Source organism: Brevibacillus sp. Leaf182 (assembly GCF_001423865.2).
Lineage (GTDB): Bacteria > Bacillota > Bacilli > Brevibacillales > Brevibacillaceae > Brevibacillus > Brevibacillus brevis_C.
In genome coordinates, this window is the sequence record NZ_LMPN02000021.1 from 61,686 (window position 1) to 82,473 (window position 20,788).

The window sequence follows — 20,788 nt, forward strand, 5'->3', positions numbered from 1 at the left end:
TCCTATTTCAACCGAACACGCGGGTCAGCCACTCTGTACAGCAAATCAGCAGATAAGTTTCCGATGACGGTGAGAATCGCCAGGAACATCGTAAAGCCCATCAAGAGCGGGTAGTCCCGTACAGAAAACGCCTGCATGTACAACTGTCCGACACCGGGCCAGTTAAAAATTTTTTCCGTGATGATCGCCCCACCGAACAATGCCGGCAGCTCAAAGCCTAGTAGTGTAATGGCGGGCAGGAGTGCGTTGCGCAGCGCGTGCTTGTGCAGGACGACTTTTTCCTTTAGTCCTTTTGCCCGGGCCGTGCGCACGAAGTCTTGTTGAATGACCTCCAGCATGTTCGTGCGGAAATAGCGAGTCAGTGTCCCCACACTCAGCAAAGTCAGCACTGTCACAGGCAAAAACATGTGCTGAACCACGTCCCACGCATAGGCGAGCCCCGTTTCCTTGCTGCCGATCGTCATCATGCCCCCTGCGGGAAACAGCTTGGCATCAACGGCAAACAATTTGATAAACAGTAGTCCAACGAAAAAGACAGGCAGCGACATCGCAGCAAAAACACCGATCGTCACGAGCGCATCGAACCAGGAATGTTGCCTTGCAGCAGAGAGAACTCCGATAGAGATCGCGATCAGCCACGTAAAAAAGGTGGAGGTAATCGCGAGCAAAAACGAATTCCAGATGTAATCGTTCAACAGAGACATCACCGGCTGTTGGTATTGCAGGGAATAACCAAAATCGCCTTGGAGGGCGTTTTTCATCCAGATGAAATACCGTTCGACGACAGGCTTATCCAGCCCGTACATCGCTTTTAGCTCCAGCTTTCGTTCGGCTGTCAGCTTGGGACTCGTATCGACGAAATCACCGGGTGTTAGGGCATACAGGAAAAAAATCAAAATGGATGCGCCGAAGAGCGTCAACGCCATGTAAAAAACCCTTTTCAGGAAGTAGGACGTCATCGTTGGCCTCCTTTCATGCTTGAGAAAAAAAGAAAGCCCAGCCCCAGGGCCGGGCACAACATTCATGAGTAGTCAGTTACTCGAGCTTGTTACTCAATTTTGATACCAGGCAGGCTGGTCGAAATGCCCGTGAACGGATTCGGCTCCAAGCCCTTGATCTTGCCGTTGTGCGCAGACAAAATTTTGCGGTAGCCGAGGAAGATGTACGGTGGGTCATCGCTCAGCTCTTTGTACAGGTCTTTGTAGATCGCTTTGCGCTTCTCGATGTCCAGCGTAGATAGACCTGCTTCCAGCAATTCGTCTACTTTGGCATTGGAGTAACCATTCGTTCCGGTAAATCCGCTCTTGCCCTTTTTCGTGGAGAAGGCGTCTACACCGTCATCTGGATCGATCAGCATCGTGGTCGAGAACGAAGCGAGGTCATGATCGCCTTTTTCCGTCCGTGCCAAAACGGCGTTGTAGTCCATCATTTCTGCTTCAAACTGGATGCCCAGCTCTTTGTAGTTTTCTTTGGCAATCGGGATCAGAACCTCTCCCAGTTTTCCTTTTGTCGTGTAGTAATGCACGATCAGCTTTTGTCCGTCTTTTTCGCGGATGCCGTCCGCGCCCGGCTTCCAACCCGCTTCATCCAGGAGCTGCTTCGCCTTTTCCGGATTGTAGGCGTACGGATTGACATCCTCCGTATAGGCCCACGAAACAGGACTGATCGGTACATTGGCGACTTGCGCGTATCCTTGGTAGGTCAAGTCCAGAATCTTTTGGCGATCCAGTCCGTAGATGAAGGCTTGGCGGACGCGCTTGTCTTTGAAAAATGGCTTGGAATGATTGAACTTGATGTACGAATAGGCACTGGATGTGTACAGATTGATATTGACATATCCCAGCTCTTGCAACTGCTCGATATTATCCGAGTTGACGGTAAAGGAGTTGTAATCCATTTCCCCTGTCTGGATAAACTGCAAAGCGTCTCCCTCTGTCGTCTTGTAAATAAAGTGCTCGACTTGCGGCTTGCCCGCGTAATAGTGCTCGTTTGCGAGATAGCGGACTTCTTGACCAGGAATGTACGCCTCGAATTTGTAAGGTCCAGCTCCCAATGGCTTGCCATGCAAGGTGCGGAGATACTCCAGATTGCCTGGTTTGTACTCCTTGCCGTAGTATGCTTTGGAAAGTACCTGCCCGCCTAACAGGACGAGAGATTTGGCGTTCACTTTCTCCGTCGTAATCTGGATTGTCTGTGGATCAATCACCTTGATTCCTTCGATCGTGTTCGCTTTGCCTTCCTTGTATTCACGACCGCCTTTGATACTTGCTACAAAAATGTCCGTCTCGCCATCGTACGTTTTGTCGTGCAGAATCGTCAGTGTAAAGGCTACATCCTCTGCCGTCAGCGGTGACCCATCACTGAATTTCAGATTCGGTCTCAGGTGGAATGTATACGTGAGCTGGTCAGGAGATACGTCCCATTTTTCCGCGAGCTTGGGTACTGGCTTCCCTGTCGCATCAACATCCACCAGTGATTCGAAGATCGCGGAGGAGACGTTGCCATCATAGCCGTTGTGGTAAAAAAACGGGTTAAACACGCCGCCTGGCTCCGTCAGCCCCGCAATGAATGTATCGGTCCTTTTGGCGGCTGCTTCCGGCAGCTTGGATAAATCCGTAGCCAAATTGATGCCGTCCTTTATGTCTTGCACCTTGCTAGCAACAGGTGCTGATGCTTCGTTCGACGGAGTCGCCGTTTGTGTCGAGGTAGCCGGCGCACTGCCTTCGGAGCTGCACCCTGTGACCAGTAGCGTCCCTAGCAGCAAAGTTGAAATGATTTGCGAAAGCCTTTTTTTCATGATGATCCTCCTTCATATCCACTCACTCAGTGAAACCGCTCCTCCGGTGGTCCGGTCGGATCAAAAGACAATAACTTATAATTCTTACCTGTTTACTATGAATTAGATTATAGGTATCTATACCAGATCGGTCAACAGTTTTTTCCAAACAAAAAAAGCCCCGATTATTCGAGGCTTTCATAAGTGGCATGTCTTTTATACGGGATGCCTAGTTTTTCACACGCCTGCATCACGAATAGAGAATGTCGCTCACGCATGGTTTCCTCTACCCTTTTTTCCAATCCCCAATCAGATAGGCTCGAAGCTGGTCGTAGTGCCGCACACAAATCCCAGTACGGAAGCTGGGTATAATCGAGTGCCTTACTGGCAGATTGATAGTGAAGGGTAAAAACATGCATGGCCTCCACTCCAAATGCCCACAAAATCTCCAGTCTGGCATTGCCGAGATCAGACAAGGGGTCGCCGATGGCAGCGTCCTCCCAATCGATGACAGCAGCCAGTTTTTCTTCCTTCCACATCGTATTTCCCGGCCAGAAATCGCCATGCAAAAGGGATACTGCATTCGCTTGGGGCAGCGGCCAAACGGACTCCAGCACTTCACGAATGAATCCCTCATCCAATGATTTGTCCAGAATCGCAGGTCTTTTGTGGAGCTTTTCCGTTATCGCTTCTTCTTGTTTCGGCAAATAAGTTTGCGCCAGCCCAGAAGCGTCTACCGAATGGATGCGAGTCAGCACCGTAGCTACTTGCTGTAAAAAGCTGGACAAGTCGGCTGGAGCAGTGACTGTCTGTCCTTCTATGAATTCGATGACAAGGCACGGCGTGGGAAACAGATCGCTGGATACTTCGAGATGATAGGGCGTTGGAGTAGGCAAGCCAGCGGACTTCAGTATTTGCAAAAGTTTGAATTCATCCGATGCGATCTGCGGATTTCGCTTGAGGTCAGCCTGACCGTGCTCGCGGACGACTACTTTTTTCTTCATTCCGTCAGGGGTCTCCATTTCTAGTGCGGTGACCTGTGCAGAAATCCCGCCTTTTAGCTCCCATGCACGAAGGAGCTTGGCTGACGGATTCATGTTTTGTACCAGGCGCGTCCATTTCTTATCCATTATTTTTTCCCCTTTGTGCTCCACTGTCTGATTGTTTGTACAGCCCTACCTTCATCATGTCCATGAACGATTCTAATTCCGCAAAAAAGGATTGGACATGTGCAAAGCCTTTATCGCTGGCTTCGTAGTTTTCGCGGACGTACTTTTGCGTCAATGCCTCTACAGCCGACAGCAAAAAATGCAGCGCCTTCTGTGGATCGAACTGCGCTTTGATCAATGACGTATCGACTTGATCTAGAAATAAGGGAAGATATCGCGCATGGAACTGGGCCTCTCTGTCTTCGATCTCAGCCCGACATTCCTCGGGATAATCGAAAAAGGTCGCAACTGCCATTTGATAAATAGCTGGTTCCTCGGCAAAAAGGGCCATTTTTGCTTGATGGACATGGAGAAATCGTTCAAAAAAGTCTTGCGGCGCCGTTTCCATTCGCGCCTGTATAGAGGCAAAAAAACGCTCGATACAAGCATCGACAATCGCCAAAAACAGACCCTTTTTATTCCCGAAAAAGTGGAACAGCATCCCCTTTGATACACCTGCGTTTTGGACGATTTGATTGGTGGAGCCTCGTTCGTAGCCTTTCGCGGAAAATTCAATAAGGGCCGCATCCAACAGCTTTCGCTTGTTCGGCTCCAGCGTTTCGTCTTGCCAGATTCCTTTTATGTCCGTCACCTTCTATCCGTTCTTCTTTTTCCTATCATATCGCACATTGACCAGGTGGTCAAAGCAGAGTTATACTTTCCTCGAAGACTTCATCATCCATATTCCAGCACAAGGAAGTGATGCCTGATGACACGGACTTTACCCGTATTCGCCCGTATCATCCTTGGATTGATTTTGCTTGGAGCAGGTGTGAATGGTTACATTGTCCTGTTTGGATTCAAACCTATCTTTCCAACCAGTCCTGCTGCCATGGAGCTTTTGCAAGGGTATTTGCTGGTTCTGGTCAAAACCGTCGAAATCATCTGTGGATTGCTGTTCCTGACCAACCGCTTCGTCCCACTGGCCCTAACTGCCACTGCTCCGCTTGCTGTCAACATCTTGACGTTCCACCTGTTTGTCGATCCCGATATGCTTGCTATAGGACTGATTGTCGCGATTTTGGAAGTGTATTTGTTGTGGAGCTATCGTCGTAGTTTTCGTCAGTTGATGACGATGTAGACAAAAAAACTTTATTCCATCGGTTGTGGTCGGGAGAAGCCCTGCCACATGTTTTCCAGTCGCCTGTATCCTCTCTACGTTCGGGCGGTCTCCTTCCAAACATGTGACAGTGCTTCCGGACAGATGTGGATTCTTTCGTGGGTTTAAAACGTTTTGCAAGTTAACGCAGGAAAGCTTCAGAAAGGTCCATTCAGTTAGAAAAAATCATCTTAGAACCACTTTCAACGAATTAATTAAAGCTACGTAGGAAGAAGCGAATTTCCAGTCCAAGCGCCTCTGGAGCCCGCCCCAGCTTCGGAAAAAATGGCGGGGAATTTCAGCTTCACTTATGAATGACCTCCTCGAAACTTCTGCGTTTGAAGCGCTCCCGCCATTTTTTCCGAAGCGGACAGTGATACCCCTTGCGGGGCGTAGGCCGAAGCGTAGACTGGAAATTCGCTTTTTCCCTCCACTACAGCAGCGTTTATTAGAATAAAAAAAGCTGGTACCAAAAGGTATACCAGCTTTTCTGCCTCAATCATCTTTTCGGTAAATTAATTTGCCATGATAATCCGTAACGATCTTGAACCCATCCGAACTTTTCACTGAACGGATATTGTCCAAGTGGCATGAGTACTTGTCCATCCGAGGAAAGCTGTCCAAAAACCCGGTCGACCTCTTCCTCTGTATCGCAGTCCACAAACAACGAAATCGCCGGAGTAAAGGCATGATAGTCACCGTTTGTATTATCGATACACATGAAGGTCTGGTCTTTTAATGTAAAGGTAGCGTGCAGGACTTGTCCATTCTCGTGATGCATGACCTGCTTGATTTCTGAGCGATCAAAAATAGAAGTGTAAAACTTCATCGCTTCTTCCGCTTGTCCGTGGAACATGAAAAACGTAGTGATAGCTTGCACTGACAATCACTCCTTTTCGTGATGACATACGTCTTCATTCTGCCCATTCCTCAAATATGCATAACCACTAGATCCAATCAATGATCCGCCACTGCCCCTCTTTTCTTTGCTTCTGCAAAAGTCCAGTAGCCGTCTCTGCTAACAGGGCGATCCCTCTCTCTATCTTATCAGCATCTGTTTGGATAATACTAATCCGCAACCCGTTTTCACGCGGGAAGGTAGGTAAATAGCTCTGATTCGTAGACATAAGCCGCACGTTTTGCTGGTGTAGCGCGGCGATGATATCATGGGCGTCCAGTTCATCGGGAAGCAGCACTCTCGAAAAAATCCCGCCTGTTCCGATTTGCGCGTGAAGCTGTGGTGGAAGATAACGCCGACAGCACTCTGCCAGTGTCTCCATGCGCAAGCGATAACGTTCCCGCACAAGAGCAGCATGATGGTCGTACATCCCGCAATTCAAATAGAGCTCCAAAGCCGCCTGAGACAAGACGGCCGTACTGGAATCGCACGATGCTTTAAACAACCGGAACGTTTCCATCACGGAAGGGGGCAGAACGACTGTCGCCAATCGAAGTCCGGGCAGCATGATCTTAGAAAAGCTTTTGACGTACAGGACTCGACCTGATTGATCGTAGCTGTAGATCGGGTCTGCCTTCAGACTCGTTTCCATGTCCGCCAGAAAGTCATCCTCGACGATGTATACATCGTAGCGCTGAGCCAGCTTGGCGATTTGTTTCTTTTGTTCTGTTGTATAGCTTGTCCCCAACGGATTGTGAAACCGGGGAACCGTGTAAAAAAACTTGATTTGGTTGTTGCGGAAATGCCGCTCCAGCTCATCCATATCGATGCCTGCCGCAGTTCGCTGGATGCCCAGAACGGTAACTCCCAACAGCTCGAGTGAACGCAGCATGCCGTGAAAGGTGGGCTGCTCGACCAGTACTACACTCTTTCCATTTGGAAACGGCATGGAGGCGAGCAGATGCAGCGCTTGCTGAGCTCCCGAAACGACGCAAATTTGCGAAGGGGATGCAAACACTTGTGATTGGGCGAGATGGCTCTCCAATGCCCGTCGCAAGGAGAAAAAGCCCTGGGGGTCCGAATAGGAGAACAACTGGTCCTCATACAATTCAATCGCGCGGTTTAGACAATGCTGGAAATCTTTGAATGGCATGACTTCTGAGTCGGGGCTGGCTGCGGTAAAGTCGATTCGCTCCTCTGGAAAACTCGCATTTTGAAGTGGGCGAAGGACCGCGTAATAACCGCTTTTGGGTATGGAATAAATCAAGTGCTCCTTCTCCAGCTCTTGATACGCCCGTATCGCGGTATTCAAACTGCACGACCAACGCTCGGATGCAGTACGAATCGACGGCAGCTTTTCCCCTGGCTTGATTGTATGGTTGCGAAGCTGTTCTTTGATGCTGTCTTTCACCACTTCGTATTTATTCTTCATCCCATTCACTCCCCCGTCATCTGTGTGGGTACAGATTCACCTTTCTCTCCTTTATGCGCCCTAGTCCCTTGAGTATAGTGAATCGTAAGCAATGGAGTAAATACAAATCCGGAGGGATACAGATGGAAGCAAGACACGCGACACTGCCTTACAAAATCAGTGATGAGAAAGCATTACTCGATATCGAGCCCATCAGCGATTGGCTGTCGACAACGTACTGGGCGTCTGAACGCACCAAGGAAATGATCATCAAAAGTATCGAAAATTCACTCTGCTTTGGCTTGTATAGTGAGGATGGACAGGCTGGGTTCGTCCGGGTCGTGAGTGATTACGCGACAATTTCCTGGGTGTGTGATGTCTTCGTCGATCCAGGGCATCGAGGCAAGGGATTGAGCAAATGGCTCATGGAAGTGATGGTGGAGCATCCAGACATCCGTCATACGAGCATGATACTCGCTACTCGGGATGCTCACGGCTTATACGAACAGTATGGTTTCACACGAAGAGAAATGATGCGGCGACCCGTTATTGAGGCTTAGACTCGCTTACCTCCCCTTTTTCGGATATGCTCGCCCCATAGGAAATGCGGTTGAGCTTGTCGATGATCCTCTTTTTGTTTTTCTCGTCCATCGGAGCAGGCTGACCGTTCGTGAGCTTCACCGGGATCACACGGCTCTTGCTCCCGTCTTTTGTAAAAGTCAGGTGAACCATCATGGCTTCGCGACCTTTGGGATTGCGCGAGGTAGTAAACACAAAATTCCCTACGCTGTAGTAGATCGGCGCCTTTTTATAAAACTCGACACCCATGATCGAATGGCTGTGCGACCCGACAATGGCATCCACCCCGCTGTCGATCAGCTTTTTCGCCATCTCACGCGCATATTCTTCTGGGTAGTCCTTATATTCCCGATTCCAGTGCATGACCGCAATCGTAATGTCTGACTCCGCCACTGCCTTTTTTACATAGGACAGCATCGGCTCATAAGAGTAGGCATGGGCTAGACCTGGCTTGTTTTTTCGTGCATACCAACGCTCATTCGGAAGGACACGGCTGATCCCGATGACTGCCACGCGTTTCCCCTTGATCGTTTGGATGTAGGGTGCAAATGCTTCTCCTTCGTTTTTCCCGGCCCCCACGTAACCAATTTTCGCCTTTTTCAGGTGCTCCATCGTGTCATAGAGCGCGTCCATTCCGTAATCCAGCGAATGATTATTCGCCAGGTTGACCACGTCAAAGCCCGCATTTACGAGCCCCTGCAACGACTCTGGCTTCGCACGATAGGTATATTCCTTTTTCTCTGGACGTCCCCGCGTACTGACTGGTGTCTCCAGATTGCCAATCATCAAGTCTGCCTGCTTGAGAAAATCCGCTGTTTTTTGAAACGGATAATCTACGCCGTACCGCCCGATCTGATTCCCGACGCTCTTATCCAAAATTATATCCCCGACAAACGCTACCTGGATGGAATCCTGTTCCGGCAAATCCCCTTCGCTGCTCGCCTGGACGGCGACAGATTCCGTTCCCATCGCAACACAGAGCATCGCAACAGCCACCACAATTACGGCGTGCTTCCATCGTCCAATCTTCATGCCTCTATCGCCCATCCCTCTTTTTTGCTTTCATTCTAGAAGGCGTGGGATGTGAAGCCTGTTGAAGCATGTCTGGCTTCCATGGAAATTTCTCGCCGAAAAGTGACGGGCACGCAAAAGATGGCGGTTTAGGGCCTGCTTCTTGGGATAAAAGATTCTTTCTTTTTTCAAATGTCGATTCTTGCCGATAACTAGTATAATGGACTCATAAGATTCTAATACATAGGACGGTACAAACATGCTCCATCATTCCATTATGCTGAAAACCAAAACAGCAATGCCCGCCGTTCGGTCGAATAGCGTTCATAGGAGCCGACTGCTGCAAAAAATGGACGCTGGCCTGCAATGCCGACTGACCACGTTATACGCCCCAGCAGGGTATGGAAAAACGACCTTGCTCAGTCAATGGGCTCATCAGTACGGCGGTACCACCGTATGGCTCTCACTCGATGAGATGGATAATGACCTGATTCGCTTTTGGCGATACATCGTATTTACGCTGTCTGAATCTGACTTCACAGAACTCTCCGAACGAATGGAACCAGCCATGAAGGCAACCAGTCATACCTCGATCTTTACCTTCATCGATTCCCTGCTCAATGAACTCGCTTCTACGACGCAGCCCCTTGCTATCATTCTCGATGACTACCACGTGATCTCGGATGAGACGATCCACAACAGTCTCGCTTATTTTGTGGAATATGTTCCGAGTCACGTCCATCTGTACATCGCCAGTCGCAACACGTTGCCTTTTTCTACAGTCAAATGGAACGTACGTCATGAAGTATGTCATATTGAGTCGGGACAATTTCTTTTCAGTCATCAAGAGACGGACAGCTTTTACCGGCAGGTTCACGATTTACCTCTGACCCAAATGCAAATCGAGCAACTGGTGAAAAGTACAGAGGGATGGATCGCCGGCTTGCAGCTCGCTGCCATTTCACTCGTGAATATGGAGAACTACGATCAATTTTTTGCTGGATTTACTGGCTCTCATCGCAATATTTCGGAGTATTTGTTTCATGAAGTGATCATGCGACTTCCGGAAGAAGAGCGCAGCTTCTTGCTCAAAACCTCTGTGCTGGCGAGAATGGACGCTCACGTGTGCCACGCTCTGACCGGCCTGCCCCAGTGCCAACAAATGCTGACCCGCTTGCACCGCCAAAACATTTTCTTAATCCCACTGGATGATTACGGGACGTGGTATCGGTACCATCACTTGTTTGCCGATTTTTTGCGCAGTCAACTGGAGCAGACAGCTCCCGGAGAAGCACGTGAGCTGCACCGGCTAGCCAGTGAGAGCTATGCGGAACGCGGATTGATAGACGAAGCGATCGATCATGCGATTGCCGCTGCCGATTACCCGTTGGCTGTAAGATTACTGGAGCAACATACTCAGGTGCTCCTCCAACGCGGCGAGTTTTCCAGCTTTCTCAGAACGCTGGACAGCATCCCAGATCACGTGAACTACTTTTCACCACTTTTTCGCCTGATCTATACGTTCCTCTTAATTACGTGCGTTCAAATAGATAGGGCGGAGGTGGCCCTCACTGAATTGGAGCAAAATATCCCGTTCATAGAAGACTCCACAGAGCATCGGCAGTTTTTGAGCGGTCTGTTTTTTGTCCGAGCGAATTTGGTGTTCGCCACGATGGATTTTGATCGCTGGATCGCCAGTTCATCACAGCTTAGCGGAGGGTTGCCTGAGAGTCCGTTGTTTTACCATTTTAATTACAACACGACAGAACCATTTATTCGGCGTACGAGATTCGGGTTAAAAGGCATACTTTCCGAGCAGACAGAGGTTGTAGGCAATCAGTTCTCTGCCATACTCGAAGCAAATGGCTGGAAGGATTCCTTGATCAACATGTACGTCGTTCAGGCATTAGCGGAGGGTTTCTATGAGGAAAACAGGCTGGAAGAAAGCCTTGATTATCTACAGCGCGTTCGTTTTGTTGCCCTGCACAAGCAAATACCTGGCCTCCTCGTCCCCTATGTACTGACATCCGCCAAACTCAAGCTGGTAGAGGGGAATTTTGTCGCGGCCCGCAAAATCGTTTCAGAGACAGTAGAAATGCTCGCGAGCTGGGGTGCTTCTTACTGGTTCAGCCCATTACAAGCATTTCTCGCACACATTGCGATCCAGGAAGGGGACATCGCTTTAGCGAAAACGGAGTTGTCCAAGCTTCCCCCTTCCATATTGAATCAGCCTAGCATTCAGAGAGAATTAGAGGTTTTGACCTATGTCCGTTTGCTGCTCGCCCAGCAACAGGAACAGGAAGCCTTGCGAATTTTAACGATCCTAAAGCCATCCAGTATTCGCGAGGAGCTATTGATCAGTCAGGTAGACATCGCCATTCTGCAAGCGCTCGCCCACCAGCAGTGCGGCAATAAAAAGGAAGCGCTGACTTTCCTCCACGAAGCACTCTTGATTGGCGGAAACAACTGCTACGTCCGTAGCTTTCTGGACGAAGGTACGGCGATGTCTCACCTCTTGCACGATTACCAGCTACGCTTGAAAAAACGATCCCAACCACCTGGTCCGTCCGTCTCGGCTGCGTATGTCAATCAACTGCTATCCCTTTTCCCTAAGAAAATGGAGAAAAGGAAAGCTCCCTTGATCGAGCCGCTAACTGGAAAAGAAATGATCATCCTTTCCATGCTGGCCAAAGGAGCATCCAACAAGATGATTGCCGATGAGCTAGGGAATACGCTCGGGACGGTCAAGGTGTACCTACATCGGATATATGGCAAGCTCGGTGTCACCAATCGCACACAAGCTCTTCTGAAAGCCCAGGAAATTTCGCTGTTAGAAAATAGCCCTGTTGATTAACGGAACTTTTCAATATGTTCATGCAGAAAAGCATCCAGCATGCGAGGCTCTCTGTCGAGGACACGCAATACATCGTCTGTCGGTTTTTCCGGGATCGCTACTGACATAGCTTGAATTTCAACGACATGACTGGCGAGCCACTCCGGCATATTTCCGTACTCCATCAGATCATGTCGGAGTGCTTCGCTATCCTTGTTGATGTACGTAATCGGGCGGTTGAGCAGCTCGGACAGCTTGCTCGCAATTTGTGGATAGCTGAAAACCTCAGAACCAGTCAGTGTGTATACACGACCTGCCTTTTCGGGATGGGTCAATGCCTCTGCGGCAACATCGGCGATATCCCGGCAATCGATAAAGTTGCATGCTGTTTCGCCCATCGTGCCGAAGAAAACATGTTGCGACTGGATCGTCGGTGCGAAGCGGAGCAGATTTTGCATAAAGGCGTACGGTCGCAACACGGTACTTTTCATACCCGATTCTGATAAAGCGCTCTCGATTTCCTGGTGCCATCCCGCTACGGCGACTGGCGCCTTTTCGTCGTAGGCTGGACTGGATATTTTCACGGTGTGTTGGATCCCAGCCTCAGCTGCTATGCGAATCATCGATGTTTCCAGCTCGACCTGATTGGGACTGTTTGAAAGGGAAAGGAAGAGCTGATTCGCCCCTGCAAACGCCAGACGCAACGATTCAGGGTCAGACGCTTCCGCTGCTGTGACTTCCACCGTAGATGCTACCCGCTCTCCCATTAGCATCTGAAGTTTTTCTGGCGTTCTGCTCAATGCACGGGTTGGGACACCAAGCTCTATCAATCGTTTCAAAAGTGCACTACCTATGGTTCCTGTTGCTCCCATGACTACGATCATTTTCTATCTCCTCCGTCATTCCTATTTTGATAATCATGGTTGATGGCACTACGCCACCGCCATGTGATTAACGTGCTGGCGATTATCGCTGACAGCGGGAGGTCGATCCAGACACGACTTAGCCAAGCCAACGACTCACCGGGAGCAAAGATGACGAGTAACTCCGTTGTTATCCAGGCTGCGAATAGACCGATCACTGCCATTGTCATCCCCATAAGCGCTACCAGTGCCAAATGAGGCGTACGGGTGACCCAGCGTTTATGTATACCGTGACTCTGTAACCATCGCCCAAGGAGTGCGGCAATCAATGCGGATGTTCCGCCAATCGTGGTCAATGCCCCTATTTGCAGCCCTTTGTCAGCGGTGATCCATCTTCCTATGCTCGCCATGATCGCAGGAGACAAATAAGCCATGATTACTTCTCGCCGTAAAACAAACGATTTTCGTTCAGAACGTGCCCTCTTGATCGGAGAAACACCTTCCGATTTTGCAGGGTCATGCATGTTTTTCACCTCCTTTCCCCTTTCTCAAAGATAATTAGGAACCTAACTATACGAGAATGAAAATGGGCTAGCTGCCTAGCCCGCTTTCCTGCTTACTATTCATCTGTCAATGCCGAGATGCCTTGTGTCACGCGGCCCAGCAGGTCGAGAAACACGCTGCGCTCCTGGGTATTGAGCAATCCGACCATCGCTTCCAATCTCGTAAAGTGCTCAGGCGCCATTTCACGTAGCTTGCTAGCCCCGAGCTCCGTTAAAATGACCGATTTTTGCCTGCCATCTTTTGAACTCGCTCGTCGTGAAACTAGGCCATCGCGCTCCAGGATGTCAATCAGACCAGTAACAGTAGCACGTGTTACCCCCAGATGCTCTGCCAGTTGTGACGGCAGCACCTCCCCACCGTTATCTTCAAGGTCTGCCAATAACCGATATCGTCCCGTAGATAAGCCGAATCTGGCAAAATGTATTTCGGCCGCATGCCCAAGCTTTGCTCCTGCCTCCATCAGCCTGGCAGCGACGAGTACAGCTTGCGCATCAACATCGAGTCCATACCGATCAATCTGGCGCTGCGATTGAACAAGCGATGGGATCGCGTCTTCTTGTTTTCTTCCGTTTGAATGGTTTGTCATGGATATAGTATGGCACCTAACTATTTTTCTGTCAACACGTCTTCTCTATTTCGGTGCCATCCTGATTGCCCCATCCAGCCGGATCGTTTCTCCATTCAACATCGGATTGGTGATGATGCTGTTCACGAGCATCGCGTATTCTAGCGGATCACCCATGCGAGGAGGAAAAGGAACAGTCGCACCCAACGCAGCTTTTTCAGAGCGCGGGAGCTGATCGAACATCGGCGTGTCAAATAGCCCTGGAGCAATCGCCATCACGCGTATGCCATACGAAGCCAGATCTCTTGCTAGTGGCAAGGTCATGCTTACGATTCCTCCTTTGGAGGCGCTATAGGCAACCTGCCCCACCTGCCCTTCAAAAGCCGCCACCGATGCAGTATTGATGATGACACCCCGCTCCCCCTGTTGGTTCGGCTCGTTTCCTGCCATTTGCTCCACCGCCAACCGAATGACATTAAAAGTACCGATCAGATTGACTGAAATAACTTTGCTGAAGGATTCCAGTGGATGTGGACCGCTTCGAGACAGTGTTTTTTGAGCCAAACCTATCCCCGCACAGTTGACCACGGCGTGAATCGTACCGAATGTGCCAGCAGCCTGATCGATTGCCTCCCGCACACTCACCTCACTCATGACATCCGTATGCACGAACAAAGCATTTTCGCGCCCCAGCTCATTCGCCAGCGCTTGCCCCTTCTCTACCGTCAAATCAAGAATGGCTACTCTTCCTCCGTGTTGAACTACATTCCTCACAGCGGCTTCTCCCAAACCGGAAGCACCACCCGTTACAATGGCAACCACTTCCCGCATATCCAAGCCATTCTCTCCCTTCCTCTACAATTGCATCCGCATTCAGAAAAAAGCTTTGCAAGTTGGATACCAACCGAGTCCCTCCTTGTCGCACGTGGTTTTTCACAAGTGACAAGCAGTCTCGACCTTCTCAAAACCAGACAGATATGAGACATCTGTGTCCGGGCAAAGGACAGTTGTGCTTTTTCCTTCTCGGATTGTGGCTTGGTCGACTCAACCTGCTCGATCGAGCTGTACGCAAAAAAATGTTGGCTGGCTTCCTCGCCTTGATTGGCAGACTCGAAAATCAATCGCTTGCTTTTGCGATGCTCTACGCCGCAGGATTCTTCCTTTTTTCCATTAAACTCTCGCTCTTATGGAGACGTTGGTTCGAAAGGGGACCGTTGGAAAGCATAATGAGAAAAATAAGTCGGTAACCATTCTGTGGGTTCATCCGTCTGCTATATAGGAGAATTTTGCTAATCATTCATACACCAATTTCGAAGTAGTCAGACGAACTGGAGATGATCTCATGAGTCCTATGGTTTTTTTCAAGAAGGCTGTCCCCGCGAACGCGGAGCAACTCACCCAAATTGCCACCCGCTGCTTCGCAGAAGACGTCCAAAAGTACGGAGAGGGCCCTGCCGGACATGACCAGCCTGACCAGCATATTTTGTTCATGCAAAAGGCCCATTACTATACGATCTTGCTGGATGACCAGATCGTTGGCGGTTTTTGCCTCCTTCCCGTCGATCATGAGCATTTGGAGCTGGGGATCATCTATGTCGATCCTGATAAGCAAAACTTGCGTATCGGAAGCCAAACCATGCAGTTCATGGAGGCTGCGTATCCACACATCAAAAAGTGGACGCTTGATACCGGCTATGAAGCCGTTCGGAACCAGCACTTTTATGAGAAATGCGGTTACAAAAAAGTCGGCGAGACTGAACCGAACGCAGTGAATGGTTTTTATAAATTCAGGTACGAAAAACGGATACCTAAATAGATAGATGGAAAAGGGAGAACAGCTATGAAGCCATTCTCCCTTTTTTCTTTCGTCGCCTTTATTTTCGAATGCCCTTCTTGGTCGCCAATTCCAAGTAGTACGTCGTTTCCGCCTGTGTTTCCTTCGTAAATGCTTCACTGGCCGCATATGCCGGCTCCACCTGGATTTCACTCAGCTTTTGCAAAAAGGCTGGGTCCTTTTCCATCTTGGCAATCGCTTCTTCCCATTTGCGAATAACCGACTCTGGCGTTCCTTTGGCAAAAGATACTCCCGTCCACCAGAAAACCGACAAGCCTTGTATCCCTTGTTCCCCCGCAGTCGGAACGTCCGGCAGGAACGGACTTCGCGTCTCACCTGATACGGCGAGGATTTTGACCTTGCCCGCTTGCAGCATCGGCATGATCTCCCCCACAGTATGCACCGCCAAAATTGCGTGCCCTCCAGCCACTTTCGGGACGGAATCGGAAGCGCCTTTTGTCACAATCATTCTTGTCTTGGCGAAGTCAGCTCCAATCACATCCAACCACTCTGCTACCCCAAAAGCGGAAAAGCCCGCTGGCCCGACGGAAGTCCATGTTAACTGCTCCGGATTCGCGCGCACCCACGCGGAAAATTCAGCGAAATCTTTCCAAGGCGCGTCGGCTTTTACTGCAAACGCAAGTGTCCCTTTGCCAATCCTGGCCGTATAGACTTGATCCTCGTTCGTAATCGGCGGTGTTTTCATCCCAGCAGCGAGCATCGTCGTATTCGATACATTGACAGCAAGCGCTGTGTAACCATCGTTTTTGGCTTGCTTTAATGCATACTCCGCTCCTACTGCCCCACCACCTCCCGCCTTGTTGACGACGACGATCGGCTGCCCCCATTCCTTGCTCAAATAATCGGCTGCGGCTCTGGCCACGAGGTCGACTCCGCCCCCGGCCGAATACGGTACGATGTACTCCACCTGCTTCGATGGATAGGCCGACTCGGCTGTACCTTGATTTCCACATGCGCTAACGGCTGCCGCCAAAAGCAACGACATGATGACAGCCAGCCATTGTTTATACCCTTTCAATGACTCTACCTCCCTACGCGACATCTACTCCCCGGTCTCGCTCTTCTTTCAACCGTTGCTGTGTTCGGCGGTTCAACATCATCGAGATAATCAAGAGTGCTCCTGCTGCCAGCAAGATGGTCAACGATAAAGGTCGAAACAAAACAATGCTGAGATCCCCCGAGCCCATCGCCATCGTTTGAATGAAGGATTCTTCCAGAAGAGGGCCCAGAATGAAGCACAAAACCAGCGGAACAACTGGCCATTTATATTTGGAAAAGACATACCCAAGTCCGCCAAAAAGAAAGGCCACCCACACATCAAACATGCTGTTCCGCACACTGTATGCCCCAATCGTGCAGAACATCAGGATGATCGGAGCCATGATGCCATATGGTACCCTTGTCAATTTGACCCACACCCAGACCATCGGGAGGTTCAGTACGAGAAGCATCGCATTCCCCACGAACATCGAGGCGATGACCGTCCAGACAAAGCCCGCATTTTGTTCAAACAAAACAGGACCAGGCGTCAATCCGTAGATCATCAAGCCTGCCAACAAAATCGCCAGTGGCGGTGAGGAGGGAATCCCGAGCGAAAACAGCGGGATGAAGCCAGCGCTGCTCGTCGCATTATTCGCTGCTTCTGGTGCCGCTACCCCTTCGATTGTTCCCTGACCGAACTTCTCGGGATGCTTCGATAGCTTTTTCTCCATATCGTAGGCCAAAAACGACGTGATCGCAGCCGAACAGCCCGGCAGCAATCCAAGAAAGAAGCCGACAATCCCGCCTCTCAGCATAGGCCCGGCACTTACTCTCAAGTCTTCCTTTTTCGGGTAGACACTGCCTGGCTTGCCAATCAGGGTAGCTGTGCGTTTTTCATCAATCCCTTTGAGGACTTCCGTAATTGCAAACAACCCGATGATGATACTAATCATGTCAAAACCGCCGACCAATGCGGGGACGCCGTAATCAAAGCGTGGCATGCCAGAGGATGGTCCCAGCCCAACTAAAGCGAGCGTATAGCCGAATGCTCCCATCAAAAATGATTTGACCAATGATCCTCCTGATAGACTGACCATCAGCGTGAGAGCCAAAATCATCAGCGCAAAATATTCAGGCGGTCCGAATTTTAACGCTTGATCTGCCAAAATGGGAGCAAAAAAGACGAGTCCGATTACCCCGAGTACCCCTGCACCAAACGAAGCCAGTGCGGATATCCCCAATGCTGGCCCACCTCTCCCTTTTTTCGCGAGCGGATAGCCATCCAGACATGTGGGGACTGACGATAGCTCCCCCGGGATATTGAGCAGAATCGCTGTCGTCGAGCCACCGTACATAGCCCCGTAATAAATACCTGCCAGCATGATCATGCCTTGTGTCGGCTCCAGTACGGCTGTCACCGGAAGCAGAATCGCGATAGCAGAAGTGGGACCGAGACCGGGCAATACACCTACAAAGGTGCCAATAAGAGCGCCGAGTGCTGCCATGAGCAAATGCTCCGGCGTGAGGGCTGAAGCAAAACCAGCCAGTAGTAATTGGAACGTCTCGATGATCAGCACCTCCTTATCATGCTTGCTCTAAAACAAATCTCCTCCAGGCAATGTGATATGCAGCGAGTAAATGAATACCACATACAGCCCCCCTGTCAAAAGGACAGAGTACACAATGGACGTTCGCCACCGGTAGCTGCCGATCAGTATAAAAAATGCAAACGAGACAAAGAACGTAGCCATTGTGTAACCGATCGCCCCGAGCAGCCAGACATACAGCAACAGGAATAAAAAGCAAAGCAGCAGGCGGAGCCTTTTTCCAGGAAGAAGCGGTTCGGGATTGGGCGAAGAGGCTTCCTCGGTCTCACGGAATGATTGGATAAGCAGCACACCCCCGAGCATGAAAAACAATAAGCCAAGAATCGCAGGCAGCGTGTGATCTCCTACGTACAACGACGTCGAAAATGCCTCCAGACGATAGGCCTCGAACGATATGAAGACTCCAAGGATCATACTTAAAAGGGCGCCAATAAAATCTGGCTGATTATCCGGGCGTCTCATGTGTATCACCTCAGCAAAAAAGCTACCAACAGCCTATGGCTCATGCGCCCATTGTGTGCGAAAGCAGAAAAAAACTACCATAGCCAGTCCACACGGGACATAGCATATGGTAGTCAGCTAGATTTCGATTTGGTCGATCAGACGAATAATGGCATGGGCAACCTTCGCTTCATACGTCTCATTGCTTTCGAACTCGCTCCAAAGCTCTTTGATATCGCCGTTTGAAACATCGTCTATTCGCAGCCCGTGAAAGGAGGAGCCTTCCTGCTGCGGGGTCGTTTCTCGTTTTGCAGACACGGAGGCGACGTCGTGGATCATCAGCATTTTCAAAAGCTTCTCCATATTGGCCTGATTGCGGATCAAATGCGGCTCCATCCGCTTAACCACCATCCATAATTTTTGCGAATTGACCATCGTCGTCGTCACCATCTGCATCCGCTACCTCCATACCAATTATAACTATATATAACTAGTTATAATTAATTATAACTAAATACTCAAGTGAAAAAGTTGTCTTACGTATAACAAATGCCCTCCCAATTGGAGGGCATTGATCGTATTGTTCAGATGATTACCAAGGCTCCGGCCAGCCATATTGTATAATCAGATTGGATTGCTTGGCTGGTTGTTCTACTAAAACTGGCATTGTAATGAAGGCGGTTAACATACATAAAGACAATATCCATTTCTTCATGACCTATACCTCCTGTTTGGATCTATGATTACTTCCATTATACACGTTTACCAATTTATGGAGTATATCAAAAGGAAGATTTTTTTTCTGCGACACATAGAATTCAAAAAGAACGCTAAGACTCTTATCTGCCTGTTTTATCTCATTGATTGCACGATAGTAATTCACGCTCTCCACAAGACTCTCGATCCCCAAGTCTGCTTCGTCTTTTTGAATGTAAAAGATGCCCTTCGTTCGGAAATACAGTCCCATTTGATTGTATTGATTCGGAGTAGTTAAATTCTCTGGCAAGATCGATGCCTCTGTTAAAAATAGTTCACGGATTTTCTTTTCTTCTCCTACCTGAATATAAATCTCCAACAAATCATTCGCGATCACTATCTTGTCATCTTGTGCTTGTTGCGCAAGACATTCCTGTAATACCGGAATGGCCTTATCAAATTTCCCTGTCTTTCCGTATAGCTTCCCCCGAATATGTCTGGCATGTTTATGTACTTCGGGATAATCGAACATTTCGTATCTCTCCAGATAAAAATGTCCCAATGTGTAGTCTTCCAGCTCAAAATAAGAAATGATGATCGCAAGGATCGCTGCCGCTTTTTGCTCACTCTGACTATGGTCGATTTCAAGACCTTGTTTACACAGATGGATACAATCTGAATAGAATCCAAGACGCAGGGCATGGAAGGAAAATTTATAGTAGGTCAAAATTCGCTCATTGATATGCAGATAGGACGTGTAGTGTAATAGCTCCTTACCCTCTACATAGGTTTGATCTAATTGGCTAAGATTTTCACGTCGAATCATGTATCGTTGGAAAAGCGACCTTGCCAGATACAAAGGAATTCCATGCTCACGTGAGTAGTCACAGATCACGTCATAAAGAGCCAAACGCAGTTCTTCATTCCCTTCCGTTCCTGCGGTTTGATACAAATAGTCTAAAGAAAGAAATGTATTGCTTTTGGGACAATTTAGCAATTGCAAAGCCACTTTGTTGGTAAGAACCACATTCTTCTCTTGCATCACTGCCTCTAATAGAGACCGCAGTGTCGCTTCGCGCTTCATTTTATCTAAATAAGGTACGATCGCTGTATAAAGTGGAATATCCAGTACTTTTGCCAGTTTCATTACATGCTGCATATTTGGTAAAGTAAAGGCATCGGATTCTAGCTTACTAATGGTTCCAGAAGCTACACCTGTTCTTTCTGATAACTCAGTCAGTGTTAAGTTTGCTCTATTTCGATATACTCGTAATATACCCCCAAAGGTTTTTCCCTCTGAAATCACAGCAAATACACCCTCCTGATGATTCCTTTTTATGGATATGATAGCACAATAAACCACGGATGATATAATCGATTTGAATCATTTTTAAATAGATT

Annotated in this window: 22 protein-coding genes; 5 read left to right on the forward strand and 17 right to left on the reverse strand. The window is 49.1% G+C overall.

Annotated features, from left to right (window positions below; translation table 11 throughout):
- Positions 1–2: 2 nt before the first annotated feature.
- The 4 genes from ASG16_RS12350 to ASG16_RS12365 all read right to left on the reverse strand — a co-directional run bounded on the left by ASG16_RS12350 (position 3) and on the right by ASG16_RS12365 (position 4,576).
- Entirely contained in the window at positions 3–959 is a 957-nt protein-coding gene (locus ASG16_RS12350) for an ABC transporter permease (RefSeq protein ID WP_056491363.1), read from the reverse strand.
- Between the two features lie 89 nt (positions 960–1,048).
- Positions 1,049–2,797: an ABC transporter substrate-binding protein gene (locus tag ASG16_RS12355; protein WP_056491365.1), complete on the reverse strand. Its 1,749-nt coding sequence runs from the start codon at positions 2,795–2,797 to the stop codon at positions 1,049–1,051.
- Between the two features lie 164 nt (positions 2,798–2,961).
- The gene (locus ASG16_RS12360; protein ID WP_056491366.1) at positions 2,962–3,906 is read right to left on the reverse strand and encodes a phosphotransferase family protein; all 945 of its coding nucleotides are present in this window, start codon (positions 3,904–3,906) and stop codon (positions 2,962–2,964) included.
- A complete protein-coding gene (locus tag ASG16_RS12365) occupies positions 3,899–4,576 on the reverse strand; it encodes a TetR/AcrR family transcriptional regulator (protein ID WP_056491367.1) in 678 nt (225 codons plus the stop codon). The genes ASG16_RS12360 and ASG16_RS12365 overlap by 8 nt, the downstream gene beginning before the upstream one ends.
- Before the next feature lie 117 nt (positions 4,577–4,693).
- Between ASG16_RS12365 and ASG16_RS12370 the strand changes: the two genes are divergently transcribed.
- On the forward strand, positions 4,694–5,065 hold the full coding sequence (locus ASG16_RS12370) for a hypothetical protein (protein WP_056491369.1): 372 nt from the start codon (positions 4,694–4,696) through the stop codon (positions 5,063–5,065).
- Between the two features lie 517 nt (positions 5,066–5,582).
- On the opposite strand, the gene ASG16_RS12380 is transcribed toward ASG16_RS12370, so the two are convergent.
- The gene (locus tag ASG16_RS12380; RefSeq protein WP_039961596.1) at positions 5,583–5,969 is read right to left on the reverse strand and encodes a VOC family protein; all 387 of its coding nucleotides are present in this window, start codon (positions 5,967–5,969) and stop codon (positions 5,583–5,585) included.
- Between the two features lie 61 nt (positions 5,970–6,030).
- A complete protein-coding gene (locus tag ASG16_RS12385) occupies positions 6,031–7,413 on the reverse strand; it encodes an aminotransferase-like domain-containing protein (RefSeq protein ID WP_056491372.1) in 1,383 nt (460 codons plus the stop codon).
- Between the two features lie 122 nt (positions 7,414–7,535).
- Between ASG16_RS12385 and ASG16_RS12390 the strand changes: the two genes are divergently transcribed.
- Complete coding sequence (locus tag ASG16_RS12390) at positions 7,536–7,952, forward strand: GNAT family N-acetyltransferase (RefSeq protein ID WP_056491374.1); 417 nt, start codon at positions 7,536–7,538, stop codon at positions 7,950–7,952.
- On the opposite strand, the gene ASG16_RS12395 is transcribed toward ASG16_RS12390, so the two are convergent.
- A complete protein-coding gene (locus ASG16_RS12395) occupies positions 7,939–9,003 on the reverse strand; it encodes a CapA family protein (protein ID WP_056491379.1) in 1,065 nt (354 codons plus the stop codon). The two genes, ASG16_RS12390 and ASG16_RS12395, sit on opposite strands and share 14 nt — an antisense overlap.
- A 238-nt stretch (positions 9,004–9,241) precedes the next feature.
- Between ASG16_RS12395 and ASG16_RS12400 the strand changes: the two genes are divergently transcribed.
- Positions 9,242–11,836 (forward strand): winged helix-turn-helix domain-containing protein, encoded by a 2,595-nt coding sequence (locus ASG16_RS12400; protein ID WP_056491381.1) that lies wholly within the window; start codon positions 9,242–9,244, stop codon positions 11,834–11,836.
- On the opposite strand, the gene ASG16_RS12405 is transcribed toward ASG16_RS12400, so the two are convergent.
- From ASG16_RS12405 to ASG16_RS12420, 4 genes are all read right to left on the reverse strand, one after another.
- Positions 11,833–12,699 (reverse strand): SDR family oxidoreductase, encoded by an 867-nt coding sequence (locus tag ASG16_RS12405; protein WP_056491382.1) that lies wholly within the window; start codon positions 12,697–12,699, stop codon positions 11,833–11,835. The genes ASG16_RS12400 and ASG16_RS12405 overlap by 4 nt on opposite strands.
- Positions 12,696–13,202, reverse strand: coding sequence for a hypothetical protein (locus ASG16_RS12410; protein ID WP_056491384.1), 507 nt, complete (start codon positions 13,200–13,202; stop codon positions 12,696–12,698). Before ASG16_RS12410 ends, ASG16_RS12405 begins: the two co-directional genes overlap by 4 nt.
- A 95-nt stretch (positions 13,203–13,297) precedes the next feature.
- Positions 13,298–13,828 carry a MarR family winged helix-turn-helix transcriptional regulator gene (locus tag ASG16_RS12415; RefSeq protein ID WP_056491386.1) on the reverse strand — a complete coding sequence of 177 codons (531 nt, stop codon included), beginning with the start codon at positions 13,826–13,828 and terminating at the stop codon, positions 13,298–13,300.
- A 45-nt stretch (positions 13,829–13,873) separates the two neighbouring features.
- Entirely contained in the window at positions 13,874–14,644 is a 771-nt protein-coding gene (locus ASG16_RS12420; protein ID WP_056491390.1) for a 3-hydroxyacyl-CoA dehydrogenase, read from the reverse strand.
- Between the two features lie 239 nt (positions 14,645–14,883).
- On the opposite strand from ASG16_RS12420, the gene ASG16_RS31510 reads away from it, so the two are divergent.
- On the forward strand, positions 14,884–15,054 hold the full coding sequence (locus tag ASG16_RS31510; RefSeq protein ID WP_255413005.1) for a DUF418 domain-containing protein: 171 nt from the start codon (positions 14,884–14,886) through the stop codon (positions 15,052–15,054).
- Positions 15,055–15,149: 95 nt separating this feature from the next.
- Positions 15,150–15,623: a GNAT family N-acetyltransferase gene (locus ASG16_RS12430; protein ID WP_048034413.1), complete on the forward strand. Its 474-nt coding sequence runs from the start codon at positions 15,150–15,152 to the stop codon at positions 15,621–15,623.
- A gap of 58 nt (positions 15,624–15,681) precedes the next feature.
- On the opposite strand, the gene ASG16_RS12435 is transcribed toward ASG16_RS12430, so the two are convergent.
- The 6 genes from ASG16_RS12435 to ASG16_RS12455 form a co-directional block, all read right to left on the reverse strand.
- Positions 15,682–16,704: a tripartite tricarboxylate transporter substrate binding protein gene (locus tag ASG16_RS12435; protein WP_056491391.1), complete on the reverse strand. Its 1,023-nt coding sequence runs from the start codon at positions 16,702–16,704 to the stop codon at positions 15,682–15,684.
- Entirely contained in the window at positions 16,694–18,220 is a 1,527-nt protein-coding gene (locus tag ASG16_RS12440) for a tripartite tricarboxylate transporter permease (RefSeq protein ID WP_082517254.1), read from the reverse strand. The genes ASG16_RS12435 and ASG16_RS12440 overlap by 11 nt, the downstream gene beginning before the upstream one ends.
- A gap of 18 nt (positions 18,221–18,238) precedes the next feature.
- Complete coding sequence (locus ASG16_RS12445) at positions 18,239–18,712, reverse strand: tripartite tricarboxylate transporter TctB family protein (protein WP_056491392.1); 474 nt, start codon at positions 18,710–18,712, stop codon at positions 18,239–18,241.
- Between the two features lie 117 nt (positions 18,713–18,829).
- Complete coding sequence (locus ASG16_RS12450; RefSeq protein WP_056491393.1) at positions 18,830–19,147, reverse strand: HD domain-containing protein; 318 nt, start codon at positions 19,145–19,147, stop codon at positions 18,830–18,832.
- Positions 19,148–19,283: 136 nt separating this feature from the next.
- The gene (locus tag ASG16_RS31515; protein WP_016742160.1) at positions 19,284–19,406 is read right to left on the reverse strand and encodes a hypothetical protein; all 123 of its coding nucleotides are present in this window, start codon (positions 19,404–19,406) and stop codon (positions 19,284–19,286) included.
- A gap of 3 nt (positions 19,407–19,409) precedes the next feature.
- Complete coding sequence (locus ASG16_RS12455) at positions 19,410–20,693, reverse strand: helix-turn-helix domain-containing protein (protein ID WP_056491394.1); 1,284 nt, start codon at positions 20,691–20,693, stop codon at positions 19,410–19,412.
- Positions 20,694–20,788 lie beyond the last annotated feature (95 nt).

Coding starts and splice junctions, on each gene's coding strand:
- ASG16_RS12435 (WP_056491391.1), bottom strand. CDS start 16,704: ATGTCGCGTAGGGAGGTAGAGTCATTGAAAGGGTATAAACAATGGCTG.
- ASG16_RS12430 (WP_048034413.1), top strand. CDS start 15,150: ATGAGTCCTATGGTTTTTTTCAAGAAGGCTGTCCCCGCGAACGCGGAG.
- ASG16_RS12355 (WP_056491365.1), bottom strand. CDS start 2,797: ATGAAAAAAAGGCTTTCGCAAATCATTTCAACTTTGCTGCTAGGGACG.
- ASG16_RS12410 (WP_056491384.1), bottom strand. CDS start 13,202: ATGCATGACCCTGCAAAATCGGAAGGTGTTTCTCCGATCAAGAGGGCA.
- ASG16_RS12400 (WP_056491381.1), top strand. CDS start 9,242: ATGCTCCATCATTCCATTATGCTGAAAACCAAAACAGCAATGCCCGCC.
- ASG16_RS12360 (WP_056491366.1), bottom strand. CDS start 3,906: ATGGATAAGAAATGGACGCGCCTGGTACAAAACATGAATCCGTCAGCC.
- ASG16_RS12350 (WP_056491363.1), bottom strand. CDS start 959: ATGACGTCCTACTTCCTGAAAAGGGTTTTTTACATGGCGTTGACGCTC.
- ASG16_RS31510 (WP_255413005.1), top strand. CDS start 14,884: ATGTTGGCTGGCTTCCTCGCCTTGATTGGCAGACTCGAAAATCAATCG.
- ASG16_RS31515 (WP_016742160.1), bottom strand. CDS start 19,406: ATGAAGAAATGGATATTGTCTTTATGTATGTTAACCGCCTTCATTACA.
- ASG16_RS12390 (WP_056491374.1), top strand. CDS start 7,536: ATGGAAGCAAGACACGCGACACTGCCTTACAAAATCAGTGATGAGAAA.
- ASG16_RS12445 (WP_056491392.1), bottom strand. CDS start 18,712: ATGAGACGCCCGGATAATCAGCCAGATTTTATTGGCGCCCTTTTAAGT.
- ASG16_RS12395 (WP_056491379.1), bottom strand. CDS start 9,003: ATGAAGATTGGACGATGGAAGCACGCCGTAATTGTGGTGGCTGTTGCG.
- ASG16_RS12385 (WP_056491372.1), bottom strand. CDS start 7,413: ATGAAGAATAAATACGAAGTGGTGAAAGACAGCATCAAAGAACAGCTT.
- ASG16_RS12370 (WP_056491369.1), top strand. CDS start 4,694: ATGACACGGACTTTACCCGTATTCGCCCGTATCATCCTTGGATTGATT.
- ASG16_RS12405 (WP_056491382.1), bottom strand. CDS start 12,699: ATGATCGTAGTCATGGGAGCAACAGGAACCATAGGTAGTGCACTTTTG.
- ASG16_RS12450 (WP_056491393.1), bottom strand. CDS start 19,147: ATGCAGATGGTGACGACGACGATGGTCAATTCGCAAAAATTATGGATG.
- ASG16_RS12415 (WP_056491386.1), bottom strand. CDS start 13,828: ATGACAAACCATTCAAACGGAAGAAAACAAGAAGACGCGATCCCATCG.